This window comes from Austwickia sp. TVS 96-490-7B, from assembly GCF_019331795.1.
Classification (GTDB): domain Bacteria; phylum Actinomycetota; class Actinomycetes; order Actinomycetales; family Dermatophilaceae; genus Austwickia.
Genome location: NZ_JAHPZL010000008.1, coordinates 266,612 through 279,003, shown reverse-complemented (window position 1 = coordinate 279,003; position 12,392 = coordinate 266,612). Strand labels below are relative to the sequence as shown.

Annotated in this window: 10 protein-coding genes; 3 read left to right on the top strand and 7 right to left on the bottom strand. The window is 62.2% G+C overall.

Annotated elements, in window-relative coordinates; genetic code table 11:
• Window positions 1-50: 50 nt before the first annotated feature.
• The 7 genes from gap to uvrA all read right to left on the bottom strand — a co-directional run bounded on the left by gap (window position 51) and on the right by uvrA (window position 9,949).
• A complete protein-coding gene (gap, locus tag KEM60_RS11840) occupies window positions 51-1,055 on the bottom strand; it encodes a type I glyceraldehyde-3-phosphate dehydrogenase (protein ID WP_219107819.1) in 1,005 nt (334 codons plus the stop codon).
• Between the two features lie 280 nt (window positions 1,056-1,335).
• Window positions 1,336-2,316, bottom strand: coding sequence for a DNA-binding protein WhiA (gene whiA, locus KEM60_RS11835; protein WP_219107818.1), 981 nt, complete (start codon window positions 2,314-2,316; stop codon window positions 1,336-1,338).
• A gap of 108 nt (window positions 2,317-2,424) precedes the next feature.
• Complete coding sequence (yvcK, locus tag KEM60_RS11830; protein ID WP_219107817.1) at window positions 2,425-3,366, bottom strand: uridine diphosphate-N-acetylglucosamine-binding protein YvcK; 942 nt, start codon at window positions 3,364-3,366, stop codon at window positions 2,425-2,427.
• A 2-nt stretch (window positions 3,367-3,368) separates the two neighbouring features.
• The gene (rapZ, locus tag KEM60_RS11825; protein WP_219108188.1) at window positions 3,369-4,268 is read right to left on the bottom strand and encodes an RNase adapter RapZ; all 900 of its coding nucleotides are present in this window, start codon (window positions 4,266-4,268) and stop codon (window positions 3,369-3,371) included.
• A gap of 69 nt (window positions 4,269-4,337) precedes the next feature.
• A complete protein-coding gene (gene uvrC / locus KEM60_RS11820; RefSeq protein ID WP_219107816.1) occupies window positions 4,338-6,314 on the bottom strand; it encodes an excinuclease ABC subunit UvrC in 1,977 nt (658 codons plus the stop codon).
• Window positions 6,315-6,384: 70 nt separating this feature from the next.
• Entirely contained in the window at window positions 6,385-6,864 is a 480-nt protein-coding gene (locus KEM60_RS11815; RefSeq protein WP_219107815.1) for a Rieske (2Fe-2S) protein, read from the bottom strand.
• A 43-nt stretch (window positions 6,865-6,907) separates the two neighbouring features.
• Complete coding sequence (gene uvrA / locus KEM60_RS11810) at window positions 6,908-9,949, bottom strand: excinuclease ABC subunit UvrA (RefSeq protein ID WP_219107814.1); 3,042 nt, start codon at window positions 9,947-9,949, stop codon at window positions 6,908-6,910.
• 117 nt (window positions 9,950-10,066) lie between these two features.
• On the opposite strand from uvrA, the gene KEM60_RS11805 reads away from it, so the two are divergent.
• Genes KEM60_RS11805 through KEM60_RS11795 form a run of 3 tightly spaced genes read left to right on the top strand, consistent with a single transcriptional unit; the run spans window position 10,067 to window position 12,343 of the window.
• Window positions 10,067-10,774 carry a maleylpyruvate isomerase N-terminal domain-containing protein gene (locus KEM60_RS11805; protein WP_219107813.1) on the top strand — a complete coding sequence of 236 codons (708 nt, stop codon included), beginning with the start codon at window positions 10,067-10,069 and terminating at the stop codon, window positions 10,772-10,774.
• A 31-nt stretch (window positions 10,775-10,805) separates the two neighbouring features.
• Window positions 10,806-11,480: an MBL fold metallo-hydrolase gene (locus KEM60_RS11800; RefSeq protein ID WP_370626360.1), complete on the top strand. Its 675-nt coding sequence runs from the start codon at window positions 10,806-10,808 to the stop codon at window positions 11,478-11,480.
• Window positions 11,474-12,343, top strand: coding sequence for a DMT family transporter (locus KEM60_RS11795; protein WP_255574556.1), 870 nt, complete (start codon window positions 11,474-11,476; stop codon window positions 12,341-12,343). The genes KEM60_RS11800 and KEM60_RS11795 overlap by 7 nt, the downstream gene beginning before the upstream one ends.
• Window positions 12,344-12,392: the final 49 nt, after the last annotated feature.

The following is a 12,392-nucleotide window of genomic DNA, read 5'->3' as shown; positions in this document are numbered from 1 at the left end:
CGGGTCGGCCACCCGACGCACGGGGTGAATCGGAAGAGGCTCGACCAGGGTCAGAGCTTGCTACCGACCAGGGAGACCAGGTCGACCAGACGGTTGCTGTAGCCCCACTCGTTGTCGTACCAGCCGACAACCTTCACCTGGTTGCCGATGACCTTGGTCAGCTGGGCGTCGAAGATGCAAGAAGCCGGGTCGGTCTCGATGTCCTTGGACACGATCGGGTCCTCGGTGTAGACGAGCTTGCCCTTCATGGCGCCCTCGGCGGCCTTCTTGACAATCGCGTTGACCTCTTCAACCGTGGTCTCACGGGTCGCCTCGAAGGTGAGGTCAGTGGCCGAGCCGGTCGGTGTGGGAACGCGCATCGCGTACCCGTCCAGCTTGCCCTTGAGCTCCGGCAGCACCAGGGCGACAGCCTTGGCGGCACCCGTGGTGGTGGGGACCATGTTCAGCGCGGCAGCGCGGCTGCGACGCAGGTCCTTGTGCGGGCCATCCTGCAGGTTCTGGTCCTGCGTGTAGGCGTGGATCGTGGTCATCAGACCCTTGACGATGCCCAGCTCGTCGTGCAGAGCCTTGGCCATCGGCGCCAAGCAGTTGGTGGTGCAGGAGGCGTTGGAGATGATCGTGTGCGCCGCAGCGTCGTACTGGTCGTCGTTGACGCCCATGACGATCGTGATGTCTTCGTTCTTCGCCGGAGCGGAGATGACGACCTTCTTGGCGCCAGCCTCGATGTGAGCCTTCGCCTTCGTCGCGTCGGTGAAGAATCCAGTGGACTCCACCACGATGTCGACGTTGTTGGCGCCCCAAGGCAGGTTGGCCGGGTCGCGCTCCTCGAACGCCAGAATCTTCTTGCCGTCCACGGTGATGGAGGTCTCGTCGAAGGTGACCTCACCAGGGAAGCGACCCAGGATCGAGTCGTACTTCAGCAGGTGCGCCAGCGTCTTGTTGTCCGTCAGGTCGTTGACGGCGACGATCTCAATGTCCGCGCCGGACGCCACGACGGCGCGGAAGAAGTTGCGGCCGATGCGGCCAAAGCCATTAATACCAACGCGAACGGTCACGTCTCATGCCTTCCTGATTGCCTAACACGGTCCGGCGTGGCCTGGCGTCATCCGTGACAGGGCGTCTGGGCTGACTGACGGGGGACGTCGGGCCGGTACGCCGTCGTACGACTCTTAGAACCCTATCCTTTCGGGTGCCCTGTGCGCACCCTCCGGACCGGGACGAAAGGCCCGCGATCCGTACAGATCTGCCCGAACACCCATCGTTCGGCACGAGAAAACACTAGGGTTCGCGACGCAGATCCGATCACTGACTGCGATTGGGGCCAGCGAGATTCGTTCAGCTGTCGAGGAGTTCCTCGGTGAGCACTGCTTCTGTGCCCGGGATGCCCATCTCCGCTGCACGTTTGTCCGCCATCGCCAACAGGCGGCGAATCCGACCTGCCACTGCATCTTTGGTCATCGGTGGGTCAGCCAACGCACCCAACTCTTCCAAACTGGCCTGCTTGTGCTCCAAGCGGAGTCGACCCGCCTGCACCAAATGGTCTGGGATGTCATCGCCGAGAATTTCCATCGCCCGACATACGCGCGCCCCAGCCGTCACCGCTGCTCGTGCCGACCGCCGAAGGTTCGCGTCATCGAAATTGGCCAACCTATTAGCAGTGGCCCGCACTTCACGACGCATGCGTCGTTCCTCCCAGGCCAACACCGCATCGTGGGCACCCATCCGGGTCAAGATCGCGCTGATGGCGTCGCCATCTCGGATCACCACCCGGTCCACTCCGCGCACTTCACGGGCCTTCGCTTGGATTCCTAATCGCCTCGCCGCACCCACCAACGCCAACGCCGCTTCCGGTCCTGGACAGGTGATCTCCAACGAACTGGACCGGCCCGGCTCCGTCAACGACCCATGTGCCAGAAAAGCCCCCCGCCATACCGCCTCAGCATCACACAACGCCCCGTTCACCACCCGCGGTGGCAAGCCGCGCACCGGACGACCACGCAGATCAATCAGACCCGCCTGCCGGGCCAAAGCCTCCCCATCTGACTCCACCCGCACCACATATCGGCTCCCCCGGCGGAGCCCCGATTCGACGAGCACCACCATCTCCGTCGCATACCCATACACCTCACCGATGTCCCGACGTAACCGTCGAGCAGCCGCCGCAGTATCCAACTCACCCTCGACGACGATCCGCCCGGCGACCAGGTGCAATCCGCCAGCGAAACGCAACACCCCGGACATCTCCGCTTTACGGCAACACGGTTTGGTGACCGGGAACCTGCTCAACTCGTCCTTGACGTTCGCGGTCATCGCCATGGGCTCCATAGTGCCATTGGGCGCGACCCGCCGAGGCCACCAGCCACCACCCTCCCAACGTTGATCTTGTCCCCACCCCAGAGTGATCAGACCTGAAAGGTCCAGGGTTTAGTCGAAAATGTCCCGGTAAGCCGCCGCCAGCCGTAACACATCATGAACCCCTGGTACGTCGACCGCAGCCACCGATGCCACCACCAGCTCTGCGCCCAGCCGCGCCGCTGACTCCTCCACCCGATCCCGATCATCCACCACACTCGGGTCGGCCAGCACCACGTCCAAGGTGAGGTCTGGGGCATGCGCAGCCAACGTGTCCAAATGTCGAGATGCGGTGAACCCCAACGTCTCCGTGGTCTGCATCTGCACGTTCAACGTCAACAACCGGCGTGCCGAGGTATCCCGCACCGCACGTGCCAACTCCGGCACCAACAAATGTGGCATCACCGAGGTAAACCACGACCCAGGCCCCAGCACCACCCAATCCGCCTCATCGACAGCTTTAAGCGTCTCCGGATGAGCCGGGGGATCTGCCGGATGCAGCCGTACGTCGAGCACCTCCCCAGCGGTGGTCGCGACCTCAGCCTGCCCATGCACCTCCGTGACCACCGTCGGATCCAACGGGTTCAATCCCCGCACATGCGCTGAGATCCCCAACGGAACAGCTGCCATCGGCAATACCCGGCCACGAGCCGTCAACAGCTTGCCCACCACATCCAACCCTTGCACTGAGTCCCCCAGCAGGTCCCACAACGCAACGATCAACAAGTTGCCCACCGCATGTCCGGCCAACGGCCCCGAGCCATCAAACCTGTGCTGCAACACATCTCGCCACAACAGACCCCACTCGGAGTCGTCACACAGTGCCGCCAACGCCATCCTCAGATCGCCCGGCGGCAAGACGTCGTACTCCTGGCGGAGCCGCCCGCTGGACCCACCATCGTCAGCAACGGTGACCACCGCGGTCAGCCGATCAGAAAGATGCCGCAACGCCCCCAAGGACGCCGCCAGACCATGACCTCCACCTAAAGCCACTACAGCAGGTCGAACTGTCACCCTCACTCCCGTCCCAGGTCACGGTGGAAGAGAATCGTCGCGACCTCCGGGGTGCGCAACCGTTGCGCCAACCTTTCAGCGATCGCCACCGAACGATGCTTCCCGCCGGTGCACCCTATCGCCACCGTGATGTAGCGGCGCCCCTCGCTGAGATAGCCCGCCAACATCGGCTCCATCAAACCGGCGAAACGCTCCACAAACTCCGTGGCCCCTGGTTGAGACAAGACAAAATTGGAGACCTCCTCATCCCGGCCGGTGTGGTTTCGCAGCGCCGGGATCCAATACGGGTTAGGCAGAAAACGCATATCAAAGACCAAGTCAGCATCCAACGGAACGCCGTACTTAAAACCGAAGGACACCAACGCGATCCGCAGCCGGGTCGTGGCTTCCCCGCCGATGATGTCGCGGATCTTCGTGGACAGTTGATGCACATTCAGCCCGGAGGTGTCCAACACCAGGTCAGAATCCGCCCGCAGATCGGTCAGCTTCGCCCGCTCCGCGTGTATCCCGTCCAACAGTCGGCCTTCGCCCTGCAACGGATGTGGGCGTCGCACACTCTCAAACCGACGGACCAATGATTCGTCGTTCGCATCGATGAAAATCACCTTGGGTCGCATTCCCTCACCGTGCAAGGTGGTCAACGCGCCCCGGAATGCATCGAAGAACCCGCGAGATCGGGCGTCGACCACTGCGACAAGTCGAGAAATGGTCGAGGTGGGTGCTGCGGCAAGCTGAGCGAGCTGCGGCAACATTGAGGCAGGCAGGTTGTCCACGACATACCAACCAAGATCCTCCAAGGCGTGAGCGGCGGTACTCCGACCAGCCCCACTCATCCCGGTCACCACCACAAAATCTGGAGTAGCGGGTGCTGTCTGATCGGAGAGCGTCGAATGAATCGTCATTTCCTCATCACTGGTCATGGGGGGCGGCGGAAGATCGGGCGTGCTGCTCATGGCGTGCCTTTCGTCGGCTCACTCCACGATCTCACCTGTGGTGACGTTCACGCTGGGACCAGCGGTGGCTGCCTGCGTGTCGAGGTGCCCGGCAATGGTGGCCGCGAGTGCCGGTCCAATACCTGGTACGGCGCAGAGTTCGTCGGGGGTGGCTTGTCGCAGGGCTGCGACTGATCCGAACTGGGACAGGAGCGCGGCTTGGCGGGTCGGGCCGAGTCCAGGAATGCCGTCCAGTGCGCTGCGGATCATGGCGGTGGATCGTCGTTTTCGGTGGAAGGTGATGGCGAACCGGTGGGCTTCGTCGCGGACGCGTTGGAGGAGGAACAGTCCGTCGCTGCTGCGTGGAAGGACGACGGGGAAGTCGTCGCCGGGTAGCCATACCTCTTCGAGTCGTTTGGCGAGGCCGATGACGGTGACGTCGTGGATGTTTAAGGCGTCCAGGGCGGCTTGGGCGGCCGCTACTTGGGGCGCCCCGCCGTCGACAACGACGAGTTGGGGGGCGTAGGCGAACCTGCGTCGTTCAGGGGCGGGGGTGTCGTCGTGTTCGCTGCCAGGTGTGTCGGGATGGTCGGGGCGGTCCCGGTGGTGTTTGAACCGTCGGGTCAAGACTTCGTGCATCGCGGCGGTGTCGTCGGTGCGAGGTGCTCCGTCCGAGGAAGCGGGCAGGTCCGTGGTGCCTCGGATCACGAACCGGCGGTATTCGCTTTTGCGAGGTAGGCCGTCTTCGAAGACCACCATGGATCCGACGGTGTGGGTTCCTTGCAGGTGGGAGATGTCGAAGCATTCGATGCGTAAGGGGGCTTCGGGCAGTGCTAGAGCGTCTTGCAGCTCGGCGAGAGCCTGGCTGCGGGAGGTGAGATCACCGGCCCGGCTGATTTTGTGGCGGGCGAGGGCTTGTTGCGCGTTGCGGGTGACGGTGTCGGCGAGGGCTCGCTTGTCGCCTCGGCGGGGTACGCGTAGGTCGACGCGTGCACCTCGGAGAGTGGAGAGCCAGTCGGTCATGGTGTCGAGGTCGTCTGGGTCGAGGGGAATCAGGACTTCTTTGGGGACACTTTCGCCGGCTTCGCCGCCGTACACCTGTTGCAGGAGGTGCGTCATGAGTTGGGGGTCGTTTTCGTCTTGACGTTCGAGGACCCAGCCGCGTTGTCCGCGGATCCGGCCGCCACGGACGTGAAAGACCTGGACGGCAGCTTCGAGTTCATCTCCAGCCCAGCCGAAGACATCGGCGTCGGTGGCGTCGGGGAGCACTACTGCGCTGCGTTCGAGGGATTTTTCTAGGGCGGTCACGTCGTCTCTGAGCCGGGCAGCGTCCTCGAAGCGTAGGTCTGCTGCGGCAGCTCGCATTTGCGCTTCCAGGCGGTGGACAAACTTCCCGGTGTGTCCGGCGAGGAAGTCGCACAGGTCTTCGGCGGTACGTCGGTGGGTGGCGGCATCGACCCGGCCGACGCACGGTGCGGAGCATTTATCGATGTAGCCGAGCAGACAGGGGCGCTGTGACAACGTTGCTCGGCGAAACACGCCGGCGCTGCAGGTGCGGACGGGGAAGACGCGCAGGAGGAGGTCGAGGGTTTCCCGGATGGCCCAGGCATGGGTGTACGGGCCGAAGTAGCGGTGGCCGGGTTTTTTGGCACCTCGCATCACCTGGGCGCGAGGGTATTCCTCGGCGAGGGTGACCGCGAGGTACGGGTAGGACTTGTCGTCGCGGTACTTAACGTTGAAGCGGGGATCGTATTCCTTGATCCAGCTGTATTCGAGTTGGAGTGCTTCGACTTCATTGGTGACCACCGTCCATTCCACGGCAGCACCGGTGCGGACCATGGTTTGGGTACGGGGGTGTAGCCCGGCAACGTCTTGGAAGTATGAGGACAGCCGGGAGCGAAGATTTTTAGCTTTTCCAACGTAGATGACCCGTCCTTGGTCGTCACGAAACCGGTATACCCCGGGGTCGGTGGGGATCTCCCCGGGGCGGGGTCGGTACGTCGAAGGGTCGGCCACGCAGTGCAGCGTACGACGGGTCGTCAATCAGGTGTGTGTTCTGCCGTTGACGCGCGACCGGGGCGGGGGGTCAGGCGGGGCTGACTTTGTCGCCGTCGACCTTGAGTTTGGTGGCAGTGAGGGGACGGTCTGCTGGGCCGACTTTGACTTCACCAGTCTTGGGGTCGAACTCGCTGCCATGCAGAGGGCAGCGGAGGAAACCTCGGCTGGACACCTCAGAGACGGCGCCGCCTTGGTGTGGGCAGGCAGTGGAAAAGGCGGTGTACTCGCCGGGCGCTGGCTGGGCGAGGGCGATACCGGTGCCTGCGAGGACTGTTGCTGAGCCGACAGGGACTTTTCCAGCGGTGATCGCGGCGCTGATTTTTTGGGTGGTGGAGGCATCGAGAGTGGGCGGGGCGGGAGTGGCAGCGGATGGGGTGTTTTGGCCGCCTCCGCAGCTGCTCAGCACGGTGACGGTAGTCCCAGCGAGCGCGATCACGGCGGCTCCGGTGAGGACATCGCGGCGGCGAGGGGCGCTGGGGTGTGCGGTGGGAGGGGGTGTGGTGGTCATCGGGTCCTCCTGGATGGGATCTGGTGGCCTGGCGACGCTCGGGTCAGGCCTCTTTGGCGCGCCGTCGGGCGGCGGTGGTGGTCTTGGTCGTGGAGCGCTTCCCCGCGGAGGTGCTCTTTCCGTTGGCGTTGCCGTGGGTGGTAGAGGTGTCGACACGACGGAACGGCTGGGGTGGTGGCACTGGCGTGTGCCGGGCCAACAGGGGTGCGAGGAATCGTCCGGTGTGACTGTCTGGCACGGTGGCGACATGTTCGGGAGTGCCTTCGGCGACGACGGTGCCGCCGTTGATTCCCCCTTCTGGCCCCATGTCAATGAGCCAGTCAGCGCATTTGATGACGTCGAGATTGTGTTCGATGACGACGACGGTGTTGCCTTTCTCGACGAGGCCGTGGAGGACATCGAGAAGTTTGCGGATGTCTTCGAAGTGCAGACCTGTAGTGGGTTCGTCCAGGACGTAAATAGTCCGTCCAGTGGAGCGTTTTTGCAGTTCGGAGGCGAGCTTGACGCGTTGCGCTTCGCCACCTGACAAGGTGGTGGCGCTCTGTCCTAGTCTGACGTAACCGAGTCCGACGTCGTTGAGGGTGCGTAGGTGTCGAGCGATTGCTGGTACGGCGGCAAAAAACTCTGCGGCTTCTTCGATGGGCATATCAAGGACGTCAGCGATGGTTTTTCCCTTGAAGTGGACTTCGAGGGTCTCCCGGTTGTAACGGGCGCCGTGACAGACCTCGCAGGGGACATACACGTCAGGTAGGAAATTCATCTCGATCTTCAGGGTGCCGTCGCCGGAGCAGGCGTCGCAGCGTCCGCCTTTAACGTTGAAGGAGAATCGTCCTGGTTGGTAGCCGCGAATCTTGGCTTCGGTTGTCTCGGCGAATAATCTCCGAATGTGGTCAAAAACACCGGTGTACGTCGCAGGGTTGCTGCGTGGAGTCCTCCCGATGGGGCCTTGGTCGACGTGAACAACTTTGTCGAGGTGTTCTATCCCGGTGACGGTGCGGTGTCGCCCTGGGACATGTCGGGCCCCGTTGAGTCGGTTAGCGAGGACGTTGTAAAGAATGTCGTTGACCAGGGTTGATTTCCCTGATCCGGAGACTCCAGTGACGGCCACGAAACCACCGAGAGGAAAAGCTACATCGACATCATGCAGGTTGTTTTGGCGGGCGCCCTTGACGTGAATTTTTCTCCCCGGGTCGAGGGAACGTCGTTGGGTCGGCATGGGGATCTCACGTCGGCCGGAAAGGTAGGCGCCGGTGACGGAGTGGGCGTTGGTGAGCAGGTCATCTAGCGGACCGGAGTGCACGACCTGACCGCCGTGTTCGCCAGCGCCCGGTCCGATATCGACCACCCAGTCAGAGGCAGCAATGGTGTCCTCGTCGTGTTCAACGACGATGAGGGTATTGCCCAGGTCGCGCAGCCGGGTGAGGGTTTGGATGAGCCGATGGTTGTCGCGTTGGTGCAGGCCGATAGACGGTTCGTCGAGGACGTAGAGGACTCCGACGAGTCCCGATCCGATCTGGGTGGCAAGCCTGATGCGTTGCGCTTCACCACCGGACAGTGTCGCTGCGGGTCGGTCCAGGGAGAGGTAATCCAAACCCACATCCAGGAGGAACCCTAGGCGAGCGTCGATTTCGCGGAGGACTCTCTCGGCAATCTGAGCTTGGCGTTCACCGAGGACGATGTCATGGAAGAAAGCCGCGCAGTCGGCGATGGACATGGCGCAAACCTGGGCGATGCTACATCCACCGATCAGGACGGATAGAGCTTCGGGTTTGAGCCGTGCCCCGTGGCAGGTGGGGCAGGGCACCTCCCGCATGTATGCCTCATATTTTTCTCTGGCGTAGTCGGATTCGGTTTCGTTGTGGCGTCTCTTGACCATGGAGACGGCCCCTTCAAAACCTGTGGTGTAGGCCCGTTCGCGCCCGAATCGATTGCGGTACTTCACGTGAACCTTGTAATCCCTGCCGTGGAGGAGAGCTTCTCGGGCGCGGGCGGGCAGGGCTCGCCACGGTACATCCAGGGAGAAGGAGAGGTCTTCAGCGAGCGCGGTGACGACACGCAATTGGTATTCCTGCATGGAGCCGCCCTGCGCCCAGGGCACGATGGCCCCTTGGCGTAGCGTGAGTTCTTCGTCAGGGACGAGGAGGTCAGCGTCGACTTCCAATTCGGTACCGATACCGGTGCAGGTGGGGCAGGCGCCGAAGGGACTGTTGAACGAGAAGGTTCGCGGTTCGACGTCGTCGATGGCCAGGGGATGCTCGTTGGGGCAGGCCATCCGTTCGGAGAAGCGGCGTTCTTTAGTGTGTTCGGGGTCATGTGGAGCGATATCGACGAGATCGGCAACGACAAGTCCGTCAGAGAGAGTGAGCGCGGTTTCTACAGAGTCAGTGAGTCTCCGCTGCGCGGTGAGGTCGCCGCCTTTGGCGACAAGACGGTCCACGACGACTTCAATGGTGTGTTTCTTTTGTTTTTCTAGACGTGGTGGGTCAGTGAGTGTGACTACCTCGCCGTCTACACGAGCCCGGGAGAACCCTTTGCCTTGGAGCTCGGCGAAGAGGTCAACGAATTCGCCTTTGCGTCCGCGCACCACCGGCGCGAGGATCTGGAACCTGGTGCCTTCGGGAAGGGTCAGCAGACGATCGACGATTTGTTGTGGACTTTGCCGGGTGATCTGTTCGCCGCAGACAGGACAGTGGGGGGTGCCAGCTCGGGCGAAGAGCAACCGGAGGTAGTCATATACCTCGGTGATGGTGCCGACCGTAGATCGCGGGTTGCGGTTTGTGGACTTTTGGTCGATGGACACCGCCGGAGAGAGTCCCTCAATGAAATCAACGTCTGGTTTATCCATCTGGCCAAGGAATTGGCGCGCATAGGCTGATAGCGACTCGACGTACCGTCGTTGGCCTTCAGCGAAGATCGTGTCGAAAGCTAAAGAAGACTTTCCAGACCCGGACAAACCCGTAAAAACGCACAGCGCGTCTCGGGGAATGTCGATGGAGACGTTCTTCAGGTTGTGCTCGCGTGCGCCCCGCACGATCAGGCGGTCATGCGAGTGCGAGGGGACGACTGCGGTGGAGGTTTCGGGCACGTGATCATGCTAGGGGGCGGCTCCGACGACGCTGCGGGCAGCGGCCCGACAGTTCGGCGGTGTCAGCCTTGACGGGCTGTTGTCACGGAACAGGTCGCGCCAGGTGAGGATGGTGTGATGACCGACGCTGAGGTGACTTCGACCCTACAAGCCGACCTGGAACTCCTTGAGGTGGAAACGGCATCGTTCCTGGAATCAGTGGGGCGCCTCACCCCGGAAGAACTCTCCCAGCGGTGTGGGATGAGGTCTTGGTCGCGAGCGCAAACTATCTCTTGGCTGTCGCGGCACGCCGAGGGGTTGGTGCGGCTAGTGGTCTCCGCCCGGACGGGGGTGTCGATACCGCAATATGTCTCATCCTCGATCAGGGATGAGGAGGTCCTGGTGGGTGCTGCCGATGTGACGTCGGTGGTGGCAGCCTCACGGACCTCGGCGGACGTGCTGCGGGACGCTTTGGGAGCGTTGGCATTGCCGTTGATCTCGACAGAAACGTTCGTTGATGGGATGAACTCACCGGTGGCGTCGCTGCCACGGTTAAGGTTGCGCGAGGTGTTGCGTTGCCATGCTGATGTGGAATGCGACTGGACGCCAGCGCAGGCCCACCCTTTAGCCGTCGCTGATGTTCTGGATCTGGCAGTAGAACGTCTCAGCGTTCGCGATGATGTTCCTGGGATGACGTTGTCCAGCATCGAAGGCGACCGGTACGTCGTGGGGGATGGTTCTCTTCAGATCAGCGGTTGTGCTGCCGCTCTGATGGACTGGCTGTGTCGTGGTTGCGCAGATGAGGTGACCTGTGCGGGCCCGTTGCCAGCGTCGCCCTGGCTGTGACCACCTGATGTGTCGTGATGAGAGGATGACGATGAGTTCTGATCCTGTGACCTATACCGGCGTGGTCTCCCCCGGGGGACCCAGCGACTACCGCGATCTGGGCACGTTGATCGTGCGTAAGTGCAGTGTGGGCTCCTTGGACAACAATTGTTATCTGCTGACCTGCACTGATACTCAGGAGCAGATCTTGATCGACGCGGCCGATGACGTTCCGCGCTTACAACAGTTGATCGACGAAGGCAGCGGGCATCTGTCCATGATCGTGACGACCCACCGTCATCACGATCACGTCCGGGCATTGCCGGAATTGGCAGCTCTTACTCAAGCGGCGACGCTAGCTGGTCGCGATGACGCCGCAGCGTTGCCGTTAACACCAGATCGGTGTCTGACTGATGGTGATGAGATCGTCGTCGGTCGGCAACGACTGACGGTCATTGAGCTTCGTGGACATACTCCGGGCGGGATTGCGTTGTCATGGACCGCGCCTGACGGGTGGTCTCATCTGTTCACCGGGGATTCGCTGTTCCCCGGCGGACCAGGGAAAACCTCAAGTCCGCAGGAGTTTAACCAGCTCATGGACGACCTGGAATCACGCATCTTCGGGGTGTACGACGACTCAACCTGGGTCTATCCCGGGCATGGCTCGGACACCACAGTGGGAACCGAACGTCCTCACCTGTCGGCATGGCGTGATCGAGGGTGGTGACCCCGAGCCGCGAAACGAGCGGCTACCCCGTCGCTCTCGTCCTCATCTCCATTCTGTCGGTGCAGTTCGGTGGCGCTTTAGCTTCGCTGTTGATCCCTCGTGCTGGGGTGTGGGGCTCCGTGGCGTTGAGGTTGTCGATCGCTGGCTTGATCATGCTGGTGATCTCTCGACCAAAGCTGGCTGGGCATGGTTGGGGTGATGCGGCGACAGTGATGGGTTTTGGCCTGTCGTTAGCGGTGATGAACACAGCGTTTTATGCCTCTCTGGCACACCTTCCCATCGGGGTGGCCGTCACAGTGGAGTTCATCGGACCGTTGACATTGTCAGCAGCTCTGTCACGCCGTTGGGCAGACAGGCTCGCTGTGCTAGCTGCCGCTTCCGGGGTGGTGATGATCTCCGGGATCTTCGACACATCATGGGAACGGGTCGAATACACCGGGCTAGCGTTAGCGCTGCTCGCAGGAGCAGCATGGGCGGCGTACATCATCATGTCGGCACGCGCAGGACAACGCTTCCCTGGGACCCAAGGACTGACCTGGGCGATGCTGATCGCCACCGCGGCAGTCCTCCCCCACGCGTTGTACGTGGACGCCAGGATGATGTGGGACCAGGAGGTCATCTGTTACGGCGTGGGGATTGCGCTGCTCTCTTCGGTCCTGCCGTATTCGTTGGAGCTGGTGGCCCTACGCACCCTGGACACGCGCATCTTCGGGATCTTGCTGTGTCTGGAACCGGCCGTAGCAGCGCTTGCTGGCTTCCTGATGCTGCACGAGACCCTGACAGCAATGCAATTGGTCGGCATGAGTGTGGTCGTAGGAGCCGCAGCCGTGGTGACCAAACGATCATCAACGCCCACGGGCTGAGGTGTATCTCCGGTCACTAACGCCCCTGATCAACGTCATGACATCGGCA

What these genes read in the sequence shown, in the direction of transcription:
- whiA (WP_219107818.1), bottom strand. Translation starts at nt 2,316, where the DNA reads ATGGCGATGACCGCGAACGTCAAGGACGAGTTGAGCAGGTTCCCGGTC.
- rapZ (WP_219108188.1), bottom strand. Translation starts at nt 4,268, where the DNA reads ATGACGATTCATTCGACGCTCTCCGATCAGACAGCACCCGCTACTCCA.
- KEM60_RS11815 (WP_219107815.1), bottom strand. Translation starts at nt 6,864, where the DNA reads ATGACCACCACACCCCCTCCCACCGCACACCCCAGCGCCCCTCGCCGC.
- KEM60_RS11805 (WP_219107813.1), top strand. Translation starts at nt 10,067, where the DNA reads ATGACCGACGCTGAGGTGACTTCGACCCTACAAGCCGACCTGGAACTC.
- KEM60_RS11800 (WP_370626360.1), top strand. Translation starts at nt 10,806, where the DNA reads ATGAGTTCTGATCCTGTGACCTATACCGGCGTGGTCTCCCCCGGGGGA.